Below are 16,540 nucleotides of genomic sequence, written 5' to 3'. Positions count from 1 at the left end.
TTATTTATTTTTTTTATCGTTTTTAATGAATGTATCGGTCTTTTTATCGTATCCATAAGGACAATGTCTACAACCACTTTTACAGCAATGTCCTCTTTTCAGATGAAATTTCTCCGTAAAAACCTTATACCCTTGCTCGTTGTAGTAAAAGTCTTCACCTTCTTTGATGTCAAAAAGTGCCATAAGTTAAATCTCTAAGTCAAAAAACTTTATATTTGTTATCATGATAATTGTATGCCAAAAGCCATTAAAAAAACTTAAAATTAATGGTATTGCTCTTTTTCCCTTTATCTTCATTAGGAGACTCGAAGATAAGGAAAATAATGTATTAATTAATCACGAAAAAATACACTTGAGACAACAATTGGAAATGCTTATTATTTTCTTCTATATTTTCTACGTTATCGAGTATTATTACTGGGTTTTTAAGCTGAAAAATACCGACTCTGCGTACAGAAGAATCTCCTTCGAAAGAGAAGCCTACGCCAACGAATCCAATTTAAATTATCTTAAAGAAAGAAAATTCTGGAATTTTAGGAAATACCTTTAGCGGTTATAAATTATAAGTTGTAAGTTATGAGTTTTGAACTTTGTATCCATCATCATTAGTATAAATTCGTAAAATTAGTGGTAGAGAGTCATTTTTGACGTAGGAGAAATCTATTAAGAGCTATAAAATAGATTCTTCACCACACTTTCTCTTTGTTTTGAATGACAAACGTCACACAATTCAAACACAAAAAACACTAATTTTGCAAAACATGATTTAAGCTAAAAAATGCTACTACAACTTCCAACACAAAAAGTCCCGATTCAGGAAATTCCTATCAACAAAAAAGTAAAGCTTTTCATTAAAAGAGAAGATTTAATTCATCCTCAAATTTCAGGAAACAAATATTGGAAGCTATTTTTTAACGTTAATAATTATTTAACAAAAAATCATGAAAAACCTTATATCATTACTTTTGGAGGAGCATTTTCAAATCATATTTCTGCCGTTTCAGCTGTCGGAAATTTAGCTCAAATTCCAACACTCGGAATTATTCGTGGAGAAGAATTAAAGAATAAATGGCGTGATAACCCGACTTTGATTTTTGCCAAAAGAAACGGGATGAATTTACAGTTCGTCACACGTGAAGAATATCGCCACAAGGAAAAATTAACCGAATTTTTGCAGACAGAATTTCCTGAAGCGCTCATCGTTCCTGAAGGCGGAACCAATGAAGAAGCCGTTGCAGGCGTAAAAATGATGCTGAATGACGAAACAAAAGATTTTGATTATCTTTGCACCGCAGTTGGAACCGGAGGAACCATTGCAGGGATTTCAAAATATTGTGAAGAAAATCAGAGGGTTATAGGATTTAAGGCGGTTGATGATGATTCTCTTGAGAATAAAATCTTTGAATTAACTTTCAGGAAAAATTTTAATCTAATAGATTCAGGTTTTGGAGGTTATGGTAAAATAAAAGATGAAAATATCCGTTTTATCAATGATTTTAAAGAGAGATATGAGATTCCTTTAGAACCGATTTATACAGGAAAGATGATGCAGAGGGTTTTTGAGCTAATAGATGAAGATTATTTTCCTGAAGACAGCAAAATTTTGTGCTTTCACACAGGTGGATTGCAAGGAATTGAGGGAGCAAATTTGCTTTTAGAAAAACAGAATAGAAATTTAATTATATAAGTAAAAAATGAAAACATGAAACATTAAGTGTTCCATCTTTCATTTTAAAACAATAAAAATTATAAGATGAAAAGACTTTTCATATTCGTAAGCCTTTTAGTTTTATCAAAATTCTCAGCTCAATCTTGGGCAACTGAAGACCAATACATCCAAAAATTTGCAAAATATGCGGTAGAAGAGATGGAAAAATACAAAATTCCGGCTTCTATCACTCTTGCACAAGGACTTTTGGAAACAGGAGGCGGACAAAGCCGATTGGCTCTGGAGGGCAAAAATCATTTTGGAATTAAGTGTAAAGAAGACTGGACTGGAAAAACAATGAAGCATACCGACGACGCTCCCAACGAGTGTTTCCGTGTGTATGACGATCCTAGACAATCTTATGAAGACCATTCTATTTTCTTGTCAACAAGAAAATATTACGCGAATCTTTTTAATTTAGACATGAAAGATTACAAAGCGTGGGCAACCGGATTGAAAAAGGCAGGATACGCCACAAACCCGCGTTACGCTTCGATCCTTATTGGTAAAATTGAGAGATATAAATTATATGAATTCGACAATACAAGTTCAAAAGAAGTATTATATGCAGTTTTGAAAATGTATCCGGATTTGAAGGACGACAGAGCTTTCATGGCACAAATGGAACCTGAAAAGTATATCAAAAAGGCAAAAGATCCTGTAACGGTTGAAGTTCCTTATAAGCAAACTTCTTACGCTCAACAACAGAAAAGAGTAGAAAGAATTAAGACAAAAGCGGAAATTCTTAATTCAATTTTAATTAAAAGTCATCCAAATGATGGTTTAAAATATATCATCATTCCTGAAGATACAAATGTTCAGTTTATTGCTAAAAAAATTCAAAATAAGCGAAAGCAGATTGATGAAATGGAACGAACTGGATAACGATGTTTTAAAGAAAAACGAAATTATCTTCCTAGAATCTAAAAATTCCGAAGGAAATACACCAACTTATAAAGCCGAGTCTGGCGAGGATATGCATGATATCGCTCAGAAATTCGGAATTAAATTAAATAAATTATACGCAAAAAACAGAATGGATGAAGGCCAAAAACCTTCTGCCGGACAATTGATTTATTTAATTGATAAAAAACCTAGAAACTAAATAAATAGTTACTTGCTGATAGTTGTTGGTTGACAGTTTAATGTTTGCTGATGAACTATCAACAAGTAACCATCAACTATCAACCAATAACAATGAAAATTTTCAATGTGAAATCCAGATTTTTGTGGATATTTTTACTGTTGATTACATGTAAAATATTTTCGCAGGAACAGAATTATATTCCTTATAGAAAAGGGAAACTTTGGGGATTGTGCGATTCTTATAAAAGAATTGTAGTTCAGCCGCAATATTACAGTATAAGTTCATATGATGGTTCTGTTGGAGGATTTCATGCTGAGAAAAATGGGAAATTTGGGATTATAGATCAAAATGCTACTCAAATTATGCCTTTTATTTCAGAAGGTAAACCGATTACGGTAAGTGACGAAAATTATGTAGTTTTTGATGGGTTTGATTTTTATAATTATTCCATAAAAACAAAAATGAGGATGGATAGAATTGTTGAAAATCCGCCTCGTCAAATAGAAGATATGGGGTTCTCAAATAAAGGAGGGGCTAAAGATGATGGTAAATTAAAAAGAAATTTATTGGATGATGAGGATTTACAAATGATATTGCCTTTTGATAATAATTCATATCAAATTAATTATAAAGTGAATTGTCTTGAAATCGTTTCCGGAAAAGAACTTATCGGGATTTACGTTCCAAAATTGAAAAAGATATTCAGAGATACTTCTGGAATCGCTTATATTGATATTCAGCCTTACAATGGAAAGTTTTATATTTTAACGACGGATTCTTCAGGATTATTTGGATTGGTTGATGAAAATTTACATGAGATTTATCCTATTAAATACACTTCAATTTCTTTAATGAATAGTACAAATACCGTAATTTTGTCCGAGCCGGATCCAAAAAATCCGAATCAGGTTGTTTTTAAAACAATTCTTCCGAATGATAAAATTTTAGAAGGAGAGTTTTATCCTGAAAATAAGATTTTAAAAGACGAATATCCGTTTCAATTATACTATAAAATTGTTGAAGGACAAAAAAACTATGCAGGAGAAGATGGAACCCTTTATTTTGAGGGCTAAACTATAAAGAAAAAATAGAAAATGAAATATCAAAGAAGTTCTGCTTTATTCGATGAAGCGTACAAATACATTCCGGGAGGAGTAAATTCCCCGGTTCGTGCATTCAAATCTGTAGGAGGAGTGCCGGTTTTTATGAAATCTGCAAAAGGAGCTTACCTTACGGATGCCGATGACAACACTTATATTGATTATATTAATTCTTGGGGACCAGCTATTTTAGGTCACACGCATCCTGAAGTTTTAGAAGAACTAAAAATTCAGGCGGAAAAAGGATTTTCTTTCGGTGCACCAACCGAATTGGAAACTGAAATCGCAAAATTTATTGTAGAAAATGTTCCAAATATCGACCAGATCAGAATGGTTTCTTCGGGGACAGAAGCTTGTATGAGTGCGATCAGACTGGCGAGAGGTTTTACCGGAAGAGATAAATTTATCAAGTTTGAAGGTTGTTATCATGGTCACTCAGATTCATTTTTGATTAAAGCGGGAAGTGGTGCCGCAACATTCGGAAATCCAAATTCTCCAGGTGTAACGGCTGGCACTGCAAAAGATACTTTATTAGCAAGATATAATGATTTTGAACAGGTTGAAGATTTGTTCAGACACAATCAGGGTGAAATTGCCGCGGTAATTATTGAGCCGGTTGCAGGAAATATGGGTTGCGTTCTTCCGGAAAATGAATTCCTTCAAAAATTAAGAAAAATCTGTGATGAAAACGGTACTTTATTGATTTTCGATGAGGTAATGACAGGTTTCAGATTGGCTTTTGGCGGCGCTCAGGAACTTTATAATGTAAAAGCAGATTTGGTGACTTACGGAAAAGTAATCGGAGGCGGACTTCCGGTGGGGGCTTTTGCGGGTAGAAACGAAATTATGGATCATTTGGCTCCAAAAGGAGGTGTCTACCAAGCCGGAACATTGAGTGGAAATCCTTTGGCAATGAGAGCTGGTTTGAAAACACTTCAATTGATTAAAAACGATCCTGAATTTTTCAACAGATTAGCAAAAACAACAGAAACGCTAGATTTCGAAATAGGAAAAATTTTAAATGAAAAAGGAATTGCACATAAAATCAATAGAAAAGGTTCGATGATGTCTGTGTTTTTCCATATTAATAGAGTTTCTAATTTCGATGAAGCTCAGGAAGCAAATCATGCTTTATTCAATAATTTTTTCCATCAAATGTTGAAAAACGGAATATATCTTCCACCAAGCGGCTACGAAACGTATTTTATAAGTGATGCAATAAAAGATAAAGAAATTGATATGACTTTAGAAGCAGTAAGAAAATTTGATTTTTCTTAAACGCTTGAAAATATAAATTTAAAAAAGGATGAGGTTTTGCTTCGTCCTTTTTTGGGCTTAAACTGTAATTGCGTAAATATTTTTCACAAATAACCATATGCATTTGTGGCAGAAAAATCAAATAGCTTAACTTTTATTTATGAATGTACCCATATTTTGCAGAAATCCATTTGTAAATATTTTTATAGATTCTTATCGGAATGAAAAACTTTAGAGGTATTACTTTATAAAGATGATAATAATTACCAACATTAAATTTCATTAATAAACTTCCAGAAATATTTAAATAAAATAAATTTGAGTACATAAAAATAACCAGAAAATGCAAAAAGTAATTAAAAAAGGAGAGTGGAAATATTCCGGAAATACATATTTGCCGATCTTGTTGGTAGAGCAGGATTGGGATCATTTTTATGAAGAAGGATACAGTAATTTTCCTTCACATACCAATAAAGAAGGATTTGTTTATTATCTGCATTTTGGTAAACATCGTATTAATGAATACGGAAATATCTTGTCCGACAGCAGCTCGCAACCATTTTCGTCAGTTGAAGAAGCAATGAATTACGCAGAAAGAAATATCGAAGTATTGAAATGGATCATTGAAGACCAAAAATAAACGGCATCAAAAAGTATTTTTGGTGCCGTTTTTTTATGAAAATTATTTCTATTTTATTGTAAAGTAGACCATCCTGTTGCCCAAGTCGGTGTCAGAAGTCCGTTTCCTGCGCCTGTTGCATCAGACTTTTCCGTGAAAGTAGTATCTACAATCGGGACATTTGTTCCTGCTGTGGATTTTAAAGCAACTTTTGTCGTGGTATTATCAAAATGAGCATTAGTGATTTTTTTATGTCCATTGAAATAAGCTACAGACGGATCTTGCTCAAGACTTATTCCTGTTGCCCAGTTTGAGGTCACAATGTTATCAATCGTAGCATAACTTCCCTGATTTATTTTCACTCCAAAAGAATCTCCTGTTGTTCCACCAATTAAAGTTACGTTTTTGATGGTTGCATTTGATCTTGGAGCTGCATCGTAATTGCTGATATTATTGATGCCTTTTAAACCTATATTTCCTGTTCCGTCGGATTTTCTTTTGGTGTAAATATTACTGGCTGTTCCGATCCATCCATCTGTCCAGACTAAGGCATCGTTGGAATTACTTAATGAAACAATATTGGAAACATTTACTGTTCCACCATATATTTGTATGCCATCTTCTGCATTAGTTACTAAAGCTACATTTTCTATTTTGGTTTCGCTTCCGACTCCGAAAAGGGAAAGTCCGTTGAATTTTTTTCCAAAATAGTCTGCGCCGGCATATTGAATTCTCATATATGTTAAAGATCCTGAATTATCTGCACTTTCTGCACCACCGTAGGTTGCACTTGCAATTTCAGAGATTGCTGATGTTCCTGTGTTGATAGGAGCTTTTCCACAGATTACAATTCCGCCCCAGCTTCCTGCTGTTGCTGGTGCAGAAGTAAATAGAACGGGTGATCCGGGAGTTCCGTTGGCGAAAAGCTTTCCGCCCTGTTCTACAATAATATATGACGATGCACCTGCTGTTGCTGTAATTCTTGTTCCTGCAGGGATTACCAATTTTCCGCCATCTTTTATTTTAACAATACCGTTTAAAACATATACTTTGGTAGGGTCGAGTGTCACAGTTTGTCCGCTTGGAATATCACCTTTGAAATTATTTGGATCTTGAGCGATTCCTACAGGAACGATAGTCACTACTTCATCATCATCTTTGCTGCAAGAATGAATAGCGAATGAAGTTCCTATAATGAAAGCTGCAATCAGTAATTTAAAGTGATTTTTTTTCATAATTTTTTAGATTTTACTTTCTCAAATGAGATTTTTATGAATATCTGAATTGAGAAGACCAAATTACAGTTTTTCTGTTTATTTTCCCAATACTAAATGTAATCGTTTGATATTTTAATGCAAAACCTTGAATTGAATAGCTCCAAAAAATAAAACGCCCTCAAAGAAAAATTCCGAGGGCGCTTTTTAATTTGATATGAAGAAACTAATTACTTCTTATTGTAAACCAGCTAAAAGGTTAACACCGTCTACTGTTGCCCAAGCCCCTGGAGTTAAAGAAACTTTTGTAACTGTAGTTGTGTTTGTGAAAGTTTTTCCACCGTTTGGAGTATAAGCATATCCCCAAACACCTGCGTTATCAGAGTTTACATAATTAAGAGGGGATACCACAACTTTACCAGAAGTTACCTGGCTTGTTTCTGTAGCAGCATCCTGAATAAGTACTGAATATGCCTTCTGAGTACCGATATTTTTATATCCACTCACATAAACATTAGTGAAAATACCTGTTCCATGCTTCTTGAACTGAATCGCTGAAATTTCTGGAGAGTTAGCTGTTTCAGGATTAGTGTTCGTATCTCTGATTAAAGTGATATTTGAAATCTTTGGAGCTACATTGTCTATATTACTTGAAGCTTCGATTTCCATTCCGAAGTTACCTGTTCCAGTCTGGAAAGCGTACCAGTTTGTATTGTTTTGTCCGCTCCAAGCGTCCTGCCAGTCAAAAGAATCGTCATAGTTTCCATAGGAAACGATATTTTTAGCACTTACAGTTCCTCCGAAGAATTCGTATCCGTCATCTGTTCCTTTGTAAGAAACAAGGTTTTCTAAAGTTGTACCTGCACCTACTGCATAGAATGTCATAGAGTTGGTTTCAGAAGTACCATCTCCGATTTTCTTACCTGCATATTCTACACGTACATACTTCATTGTACCAGAGTTATCGTTGGCATCATTTCCTCCATAGTAAACGTTGTTACCATCTTCAGAAAGAGCTTGTGTATTTCCATTTACGGCTTTAATCGGAGCATTTCCATACAAAGTAATTCCACCCCAATCTCCCGGAGTTTTTGTAGAAGTCGTAAATACGATTGGCTCGGAAGCTGTACCTACTGCATTAATATTACCGTCCTGAAGAATAACCAATCCACTTGTTTTAGTCGTTACAACGTTGAAAGTTGCTCCAGCCTCGATAGTGATTGTAGCGTTGTTAGTTATTTTTACGATTCCGTCTAATGTATAATTTCCTTTTTTAATTAAAAGATCTTTTGTAATTGTTCCAGATAATGTTCCGCTTCCGCTTAACACACTTTCAGTAGTTCCTGGAGTAGTAACAGTCGTTCCCTCTCCCAAGCCGTCATTCACATCAATTGTACATGAATTTAAGGCTAATGTTAACACTGCTGTTAACGATAATAATGATAAAACTCTTCTTTTCATTTTTATACTTATTTTATTTTTTTATACTTTCCTTAATGTTTTTGTTAAAATGTGTAGCCAACTGTGAAGTTGAATGTTACTCCTCTGTAGTAGTCTGTAAGAACGTTGCTTCCATCTTCTACTTTCAGAGGTAAGTAGCTTTTGTCTTCGCCCAATAAGATTCTGTATTTACTGTCTAGAATGTTTTGAACGGCAAACTTAACGTTCCAGTTTTTCGTTAATTGTCCTTGATAAACGAAATCTACCTGATGGAAAGGTTTTTCATAATAATTATCAGTACCTGTTCCACCTGTTGCATAGATTTTACTTCCTGAAACATTATATACAAGGGAGAATGTCTGAGCCAGGTTGTTACGATTTTTTATTTCGTATTTTAAATCTGCATTTATTGTGTAAGGAGCAGCACCCTGTAAGCCTCTTTTGTGTAATGTTTCACCTGTATTTTTGAACCATGTCGGTTCCTCCATGTTTAATTGTTCCTGACTTCTTTCAACATTAGAATGCATAATAGTTGCATTAGCTCCTAATGTGAAATTTTTAAGAGATTCTGAGATTCTGCTTAAGCTTAAAATTCCCTCTAATTCTATTCCATACAATTCAGCTTTTTTTGCATTAAAGAATGTAATGGTAGAACCTGTTGCATCTGCAGATGCTGTAAGAGAACGTTCAATTGCATTATCGATTCTTTTTGCAAATAAATTCACAGCGAACATCTCTTTTGCAGTAGGATAGTATTCCCATTTTAAATCAAAATTATAGTTTTCACTATTTTGAATATTTTGATTTCCTACAATATTTACGTTATCAGGACTAATGTATTTAATAGGCATTGTCTCAATAAGAATAGGACGTGTAACAGTTTTACTGAAAGCAAATCTTAAATTATTCTTACTGTTAAGAGCTTTCTTAATTGCCAATGACGGTAAGAAGAAATCCTTATTTTTCTCAAGGTTATTTTTTGTAGATGCTCCTTGATCAGAATAACGTATAAGTGTCATATCGTTTTCGTATCGCGTTCCCAATAATACATCCCAAGAGTCTGTAGGCTTGAAATTCACATTAGCGTAACCTCCATTAATGATCTGATAAAAGCTAGAGTAGAACTGAGAAACGTCAGAACCTTCCTGGTAGAATAGATCTCCATTCCTGATTGATGCATCAAATGTGTCTTGTGGTGTATCCACATTTACAACAAATGGTGCTAAAGAAGCATTGGAAGTACGTCCGAATAAAAATCTGTAAGAAGTTTTTCTAAAATCAGAGAAACCATTATATCCTAATGAAATTTGTATTGGGTAATCTTTTCTATCTCCTTTTTCACCTAAAGACAATTGATACTCCGCAAATGCAGAACCATAAAATCTGGAGTCTACATCTAAATATTGACGAATAAGGTTGTTTCCGCCATAACGCATCTGAATCATATTTTCAGGAAGAATAGCTCCTGTGCTTGGATCTGTACGGTTACCATCAATAATTTTTCTGTCTGGTTGACTATAGTTGTTGATTACATAACTTGCCCCTGCTTTTACCTGATGTCTGTCCGTAATTTTTTGTGAAGCTGTTAATTGCAGATCTAAAAATCTAGAAATATCCAATTGATTGGTTCTGAAAAAACCTGAATTTTTATTTTGAACTAAATTGTCCTTATATCCAAAATTATCTTCAATAATGTTATTGGTATTTTGTAGATAAATTGCGTTTAAATTAACAGCAGTTCCTTTATTTTTATATCCAAGACCTAGTAATGCCGAAGATTCTGTTTCGTAATTGTATTGCTTACGATTTAAAAAGTTCATATTATCAATGAAAGAATCTTTACCTTGTGATCTAAACTGATTATTAGCACCTTCTTTATACTCAAATTTAGTCCCTTGATTCAAAGAAAACAAAATTCCTAAGTTTCCGGATCCCATTTTCAATTTCTGAGCTGTTGTAAATCCAATGCTTGTATTAGGCATCGATTTTACATTGTCTACATTCCAAGAATCTTTAAATGAATTTAATGATTCATTTGCCGTAAATCTATAATTATTAGGTCTTGAATTTCTGATTTCACTAGGTAATTTTCTGTCTTCAGAATTTAATCCCAGATAGCCATCAAATCCGCTTGCATTTTCTGCTCTTTTAAAGTTATCTCTGAAGGTACTTAAAGTATTTACCCCGATTCCGAATTCTATCTTTGTAAAAGGCTTATCAATCGTTAAAGTCTCAATATCAAAAGTAGCTCCTGCAAAATCTCCGTAAAGGTTTGAGTTGAATGTTTTATAGATATTCAGTTTACCCACAACGTCTGTCGGAAACTGTTTCAAAGCAATGATTTTCTGGAAAGGGTTGTTGGATGGAGATCCAAGACCGTTAATTAAAAGATAATTGTATCTTTCTTCCAAACCTCTTACAAAAAGACCTCTGCCTTCCACAGTGGTGATACCTGTAACTTTAGTAAGACCCTGTTCTACGTTGGAAATTCCTTTTCTGGAAATCTCTTCAGCACTTACGGCCTGCTTTTGAATAATCGCTTTCTTTTGTTCCACCAAAACTGCAGTCTCAGTTTTTTTGCTGGTAGTTCCCTGGATTACGACACCTTCGATTTTCTTCTCTTTCTTTATAGTGTCATTCTTGGTTTCTTGAGCGTATGCTACAGTTCCGGATGCTGTTAAAAACAAAACTGCGATACTCAGTTTTCTAAAATTCATTTCTTTTTTACTATATTCTTTCGGTGCAAAGGAATAAAGAAATGATGGGGTAAATGGTTTACCAAAATTTAAATTTTCTTTAACTAAACATTAAGAAATGAATATTATTATTAACTTTATGTGAACGATACCGGTTTTGTTAAACAGTGATTAAAATATTATTAACTTTGACGCGTAAAAATTGAAAATGAACCAAAAGAAAATCCTCTTAATAGACGATGAACTGGATATTTTAGAGATTCTGTCTTACAACTTAGAAAAGGAAGGCTACGACATTTACACTGCCACAAACGGTAACGAAGGTATCGATAAAGCCAAGGAAATCGTCCCTGATTTAATCTTATTAGATGTAATGATGCCCGAAAAAGACGGTATCGAAACATGTCAGGAACTTCGCAAAATTAAAGAGCTTCAGAAAACACTTATTGTTTTCCTTTCTGCAAGAAGCGAAGAGTTCTCACAATTGGCAGGTTTTCAGGCTGGTGCAAATGACTATATCGTTAAGCTAATCAAACCGAAAATTCTGATCTCTAAAGTAAATGCCTTATTACAATTAACTTCTCAGGTTTCCGATAATGCTAAATTAATCGAAATTGGTGATCTTGTAATTGATAAAGACAACTTCAGAGTTTCGAAAAACGGACAACAGTTCTTACTTCCGAAAAAAGAATTCGATTTGCTTTATTTATTGGCTTCAAATACAGAAAAAGTATTTAAAAGAGAAGAAATTCTGGAAAAAGTTTGGGGAAATGATGTAATTGTAGGAGAAAGAACCATCGATGTGCATATCAGAAGATTGAGAGAAAAACTGGGAATCAATACGATCCAGACATTAAAAGGAATTGGGTATAAACTTATTGTTTAATACTCAATTTCAATTTCTTACCTTTACATAAACCAATAAAAACTTTGTAAAATTGAAATTTTACAGACTTACCCTTGTCGCCTCTTGTCTTCTGACATTGGTGATGTTTCTATTAGTAATCACTTTTGATTCACTAAAGGATATTTATTATAATACTCCTTTTTTTAAAGTAGGACTTTTCATTTGTCTTGTCGCGATTTTTATCATTAATTATGTAGTACTCGAATTACTGTTCAATTATTATGGTAAAAAACAAGTTCGCGGACTTTCTCAGCTTCTTCCACAGGAAATTGTTCATGCAGACGATGAAAATATTACCATTAAAGAACTGGGCGAAAGATTTTCAGACCTCAATCAGCAGAAAGTAACCGAGCTGGATATGATGAAAGAAATGGAAAGCTACCGAAAAGAATACATTGGCAATGTTTCTCACGAGCTTAAAACACCATTATTTTCCATTCAGGGCTATGTTGAAACCTTACGTGATGGTGGAGTAGACAATCTTGTGATTCGCGATAAATATTTAGAAAGAATTGATAAATCGGTTGAGCGATTAATTGCCATTGTTACAGATTTGGATATGATCAACAGATTGGAAGCCGGAGAAATTAATCTTACTGTTTCTAAATTTGACGTAAATTTATTAATCAAAGAAATTTTCGATCTTCTCGATCTCGAAGCTGAGAAGCATAACACGACATTGCAGATTCAGACCTTGCATCCGCAAATTTTTGTGGAGGCAGATAAGCAGAAAATGTCTCAGGTTTTTATTAATCTTGTTTCAAATGCCATTCATTATGCCAACAGACAGGAAGCAAAAGTAGTCGTGAAAACAAGTATTCTTAAAAATAAAGTTTTAATCGAAGTCATAGACAACGGGATGGGAATAAAACCCGAAAGTCTGCCAAGAATTTTCGAAAGATTCTATCGTGTGGAAACCAGCCGAAGCAGACGTGAAGGCGGTTCGGGACTGGGATTAGCGATTGTAAAGCATATACTTGAAGCTCATAATGAAAACATTACCGTGGAAAGTGTATATCTTGAAGGCACGAAGTTCAGTTTCATGCTTGAAAAAAGTAAATAATTTTTGCAAAATGTAAGAAAAAAAATATTTTAAAAAATCCTGAAATATTTTTTTGTCACATCTCATTTATTTTATATTTGCAATAGAGATTTATCATAATAACAAAGGCAAAAAAAGTAATTTAAAAACTGATGGTTTACAAAATCCGCGTAATATTAGATGCGAAAGAAGATATTTTCCGAGATATCGAAGTTAAAGGAAAACAGACGCTATGGAACTTACATTTAGGAATTAAAAGTGCGTTCAGCTTGCAGGGAGATGAGCTTTCTACTTTTAATCTTCTGGAAGAAGATGGAACGATTGTAAAAAATGTTCCGTTGGAAGATATGAGTGATGATGGTGATGGAGAGATTATGTCGGATGTTTATATTGATGAGGCTTTCGAAAATGTAGGAGATAAAGCTCAGTTCCAGTATGGCCTTCTTGACCTTTGGGAATTTTTCTGTGAACTGATCGAGATTATCGACGAAACGAAAGGGGTAAATTATCCGATTACAGTATACAGATTTGGAAACGTTCCTTTGAAAGCACCAAGCAAAAATGGTAGCGCAGGAGGATCTAAAAAGAAATCTGCAATGCCATTAATGGACGATGATTTCGGTTTCGAAGACGACTTTGGAGGAAACAACAACTTTGCAGATGAAGACGATGACAATTTTGATGACGAGGAAGAAGAAGACTACAATGATGATGTTTTCGATGATGAAGATGACAGCGATGATGAAAGATAGTCAATAGACATTTCAAAAATATATAGCCCTGAATGAAAATTCGGGGCTTTTTCTTACAATGAATTTTAGAGAAATTAAAATTACTATACATATATAGTATAAAATTTCAACGTATCATCTATAATAAAGAATAAAGAATAAAGAATAAAGAATAAAGAATAAAGAAACCTCATAACACACCCACTCAAAAACTCTCCAACCCTCCAACCCTCATTTTTTTCTCAGGAGCTAAATCCGGCTTTCTGCTGTATCTTTATGTCTACGGCTTGCGCTTTGCTCCATCCGCAGCCAAAAAGGATGCCGCTTCAATCCGGGCTATGGTTGAGGAATGTCCATTCCGCTTTCGTCAATCATCAAAAAGCTTAAGTTTTCAAATAAGACAACAATTTCCATCCAGCTTGTCATTCCGAAAGAATCCAGGCATATTATTAGAATAAGTTTACGTCATTGCGAGAAACACAGTTCCGAAGCAATCACTATCATATAAATACAAGAACACAAAAAATCACAAACATTAGCGTCATCGGCAAAATCTGCGAAAGATAAAAAAATAAAAAGGGGGGGGTATCCCAAATGACTATCATTCCAAAAATCACCCATTCTCATACCCAAATCCCTGTAACCCCAACTTAACAAACATTAGTTTAAAATTATTGTGACTAAGATTCAGTAGTTTAGCTTTAAATATTACAAAAAAGTAAATTTTATGTTAAATAAATTAGGATTATAAAGGAATAAATTTCTACTTTTGCCCCACTGAAAACGAGAGGAAGTAGGAAGCGCAGAAGAGCCTAAAACAAGGCCAATAACAAGAAACACTTTTAGATAACAAACGATTACATCAAACACAATTTTATTTAAGCTAATTGCAAAATTAAATTAGATAAAAAGTTGTGAGATTAGAAAAGTTTTGTATCTTTGCAGTCCGGTAAAACGGGGAGCAGGAGTGAGATTGACGGAGTGGAAATAAAGAGAATTAAGGTCATCAAAAAACTTTAAAAAATCTTTAAAAAGATTTGGTCAATTAAAAATAAGTTATTACTTTTGCACACGCAAATACGGGGTGACACTGACAGAAAGATTGTCCCGTTAAAAAGCGAAAGAACGAAGTTCATTGAAATACAATATAACAACCAAGTAAGGAAAAACTAAAGCGTTAAAAAAAACTTTGAGTGAGTCAAGAACAAACATACAATGGAGAGTTTGATCCTGGCTCAGGATGAACGCTAGCGGGAGGCCTAACACATGCAAGCCGAGCGGTAGAGATTCTTCGGGATCTTGAGAGCGGCGTACGGGTGCGGAACACGTGTGCAACCTGCCTTTATCTGGGAGATAGCCTTTCGAAAGGAAGATTAATATCCCATAATATATTAACTGGCATCAGTTGATATTGAAAGCTCCGGCGGATAGAGATGGGCACGCGCAAGATTAGATAGTTGGTGAGGTAACGGCTCACCAAGTCAATGATCTTTAGGGGGCCTGAGAGGGTGATCCCCCACACTGGTACTGAGACACGGACCAGACTCCTACGGGAGGCAGCAGTGAGGAATATTGGACAATGGGTGCAAGCCTGATCCAGCCATCCCGCGTGAAGGACGACGGCCCTATGGGTTGTAAACTTCTTTTGTATAGGGATAAACCTTTCCACGTGTGGAAAGCTGAAGGTACTATACGAATAAGCACCGGCTAACTCCGTGCCAGCAGCCGCGGTAATACGGAGGGTGCAAGCGTTATCCGGATTTATTGGGTTTAAAGGGTCCGTAGGCGGATCTGTAAGTCAGTGGTGAAATCTCATAGCTTAACTATGAAACTGCCATTGATACTGCAGGTCTTGAGTAAGGTAGAAGTAGCTGGAATAAGTAGTGTAGCGGTGAAATGCATAGATATTACTTAGAACACCAATTGCGAAGGCAGGTTACTATGTCTTAACTGACGCTGATGGACGAAAGCGTGGGGAGCGAACAGGATTAGATACCCTGGTAGTCCACGCCGTAAACGATGCTAACTCGTTTTTGGGTTTTCGGATTCAGAGACTAAGCGAAAGTGATAAGTTAGCCACCTGGGGAGTACGTTCGCAAGAATGAAACTCAAAGGAATTGACGGGGGCCCGCACAAGCGGTGGATTATGTGGTTTAATTCGATGATACGCGAGGAACCTTACCAAGACTTAAATGGGAAATGACAGATTTAGAAATAGATCCTTCTTCGGACATTTTTCAAGGTGCTGCATGGTTGTCGTCAGCTCGTGCCGTGAGGTGTTAGGTTAAGTCCTGCAACGAGCGCAACCCCTGTCACTAGTTGCCATCATTGAGTTGGGGACTCTAGTGAGACTGCCTACGCAAGTAGAGAGGAAGGTGGGGATGACGTCAAATCATCACGGCCCTTACGTCTTGGGCCACACACGTAATACAATGGCCGGTACAGAGGGCAGCTACCTAGCGATAGGATGCAAATCTCGAAAGCCGGTCTCAGTTCGGATTGGAGTCTGCAACTCGACTCTATGAAGCTGGAATCGCTAGTAATCGCGCATCAGCCATGGCGCGGTGAATACGTTCCCGGGCCTTGTACACACCGCCCGTCAAGCCATGGAAGTCTGGGGTACCTGAAGTCGGTGACCGTAACAGGAGCTGCCTAGGGTAAAACAGGTAACTAGGGCTAAGTCGTAACAAGGTAGCCGTACCGGAAGGTGCGGCTGGAACATCTCATTTTAGAGCGTCT

The 16,540-nt window shown here is 35.3% G+C and carries 12 protein-coding genes, 1 rRNA gene and 1 pseudogene; 10 read left to right on the top strand and 4 right to left on the bottom strand.

The genetic code is table 11. The features are described 5' to 3' along the window. The gene (locus ACKX2A_RS06425; RefSeq protein ID WP_029294953.1) at window positions 1-183 is read right to left on the bottom strand and encodes a DUF5522 domain-containing protein; all 183 of its coding nucleotides are present in this window, start codon (window positions 181-183) and stop codon (window positions 1-3) included. A gap of 40 nt (window positions 184-223) precedes the next feature. On the opposite strand from ACKX2A_RS06425, the gene ACKX2A_RS06420 reads away from it, so the two are divergent. The 6 genes and pseudogenes from ACKX2A_RS06420 (at window position 224) to ACKX2A_RS06395 (ending at window position 5,792) form a co-directional block, all read left to right on the top strand. After that, a complete protein-coding gene (locus ACKX2A_RS06420) occupies window positions 224-550 on the top strand; it encodes a hypothetical protein (RefSeq protein WP_415328445.1) in 327 nt (108 codons plus the stop codon). A 228-nt stretch (window positions 551-778) separates the two neighbouring features. Next, window positions 779-1,687, top strand: coding sequence for a 1-aminocyclopropane-1-carboxylate deaminase/D-cysteine desulfhydrase (locus ACKX2A_RS06415; RefSeq protein ID WP_415328444.1), 909 nt, complete (start codon window positions 779-781; stop codon window positions 1,685-1,687). 66 nt (window positions 1,688-1,753) lie between these two features. Beyond that, a pseudogene (locus ACKX2A_RS06410) lies at window positions 1,754-2,813 on the top strand (glucosaminidase domain-containing protein). Window positions 2,814-2,905: 92 nt separating this feature from the next. Then, window positions 2,906-3,868 (top strand): hypothetical protein, encoded by a 963-nt coding sequence (locus ACKX2A_RS06405; protein ID WP_415328442.1) that lies wholly within the window; start codon window positions 2,906-2,908, stop codon window positions 3,866-3,868. Window positions 3,869-3,889: 21 nt separating this feature from the next. Next, on the top strand, window positions 3,890-5,173 hold the full coding sequence (gene hemL, locus ACKX2A_RS06400) for a glutamate-1-semialdehyde 2,1-aminomutase (RefSeq protein WP_415328440.1): 1,284 nt from the start codon (window positions 3,890-3,892) through the stop codon (window positions 5,171-5,173). Window positions 5,174-5,495: 322 nt separating this feature from the next. After that, window positions 5,496-5,792, top strand: a complete 297-nt coding sequence (locus ACKX2A_RS06395) for a hypothetical protein (RefSeq protein ID WP_415328438.1) — start codon at window positions 5,496-5,498, stop codon at window positions 5,790-5,792. A gap of 53 nt (window positions 5,793-5,845) precedes the next feature. Here ACKX2A_RS06395 and ACKX2A_RS06390 read toward each other — a convergent pair whose 3' ends face one another. The 3 genes from ACKX2A_RS06390 to ACKX2A_RS06380 all read right to left on the bottom strand — a co-directional run bounded on the left by ACKX2A_RS06390 (window position 5,846) and on the right by ACKX2A_RS06380 (window position 11,142). After that, on the bottom strand, window positions 5,846-7,006 hold the full coding sequence (locus ACKX2A_RS06390; RefSeq protein WP_415328436.1) for a hypothetical protein: 1,161 nt from the start codon (window positions 7,004-7,006) through the stop codon (window positions 5,846-5,848). Window positions 7,007-7,222: 216 nt separating this feature from the next. Further along, window positions 7,223-8,446: a hypothetical protein gene (locus tag ACKX2A_RS06385; RefSeq protein WP_415328435.1), complete on the bottom strand. Its 1,224-nt coding sequence runs from the start codon at window positions 8,444-8,446 to the stop codon at window positions 7,223-7,225. Between the two features lie 44 nt (window positions 8,447-8,490). Next, window positions 8,491-11,142 (bottom strand): TonB-dependent receptor plug domain-containing protein, encoded by a 2,652-nt coding sequence (locus ACKX2A_RS06380; protein ID WP_415328434.1) that lies wholly within the window; start codon window positions 11,140-11,142, stop codon window positions 8,491-8,493. 187 nt (window positions 11,143-11,329) lie between these two features. Here ACKX2A_RS06380 and ACKX2A_RS06375 point away from each other — a divergent pair, with 187 nt between their 5' ends. From ACKX2A_RS06375 to ACKX2A_RS06360, 4 genes are all read left to right on the top strand, one after another. Next, entirely contained in the window at window positions 11,330-12,007 is a 678-nt protein-coding gene (locus ACKX2A_RS06375; protein WP_415328433.1) for a response regulator transcription factor, read from the top strand. Window positions 12,008-12,059: 52 nt separating this feature from the next. Next, window positions 12,060-13,091, top strand: coding sequence for a sensor histidine kinase (locus tag ACKX2A_RS06370; protein WP_415328431.1), 1,032 nt, complete (start codon window positions 12,060-12,062; stop codon window positions 13,089-13,091). A gap of 131 nt (window positions 13,092-13,222) precedes the next feature. After that, a complete protein-coding gene (locus tag ACKX2A_RS06365; RefSeq protein WP_415328430.1) occupies window positions 13,223-13,822 on the top strand; it encodes an IS1096 element passenger TnpR family protein in 600 nt (199 codons plus the stop codon). Window positions 13,823-15,013: 1,191 nt separating this feature from the next. Beyond that, window positions 15,014-16,530, top strand: a 16S ribosomal RNA gene (locus ACKX2A_RS06360). Window positions 16,531-16,540 lie beyond the last annotated feature (10 nt).

The sequence above is a fragment of the Chryseobacterium sp. MMS23-Vi53 genome (assembly GCF_047651245.1).
Classification (GTDB): domain Bacteria; phylum Bacteroidota; class Bacteroidia; order Flavobacteriales; family Weeksellaceae; genus Chryseobacterium.
The sequence above is the reverse complement of the archived record's forward strand: the minus strand, read 5'-3'. Positions and strand labels throughout refer to the sequence as shown.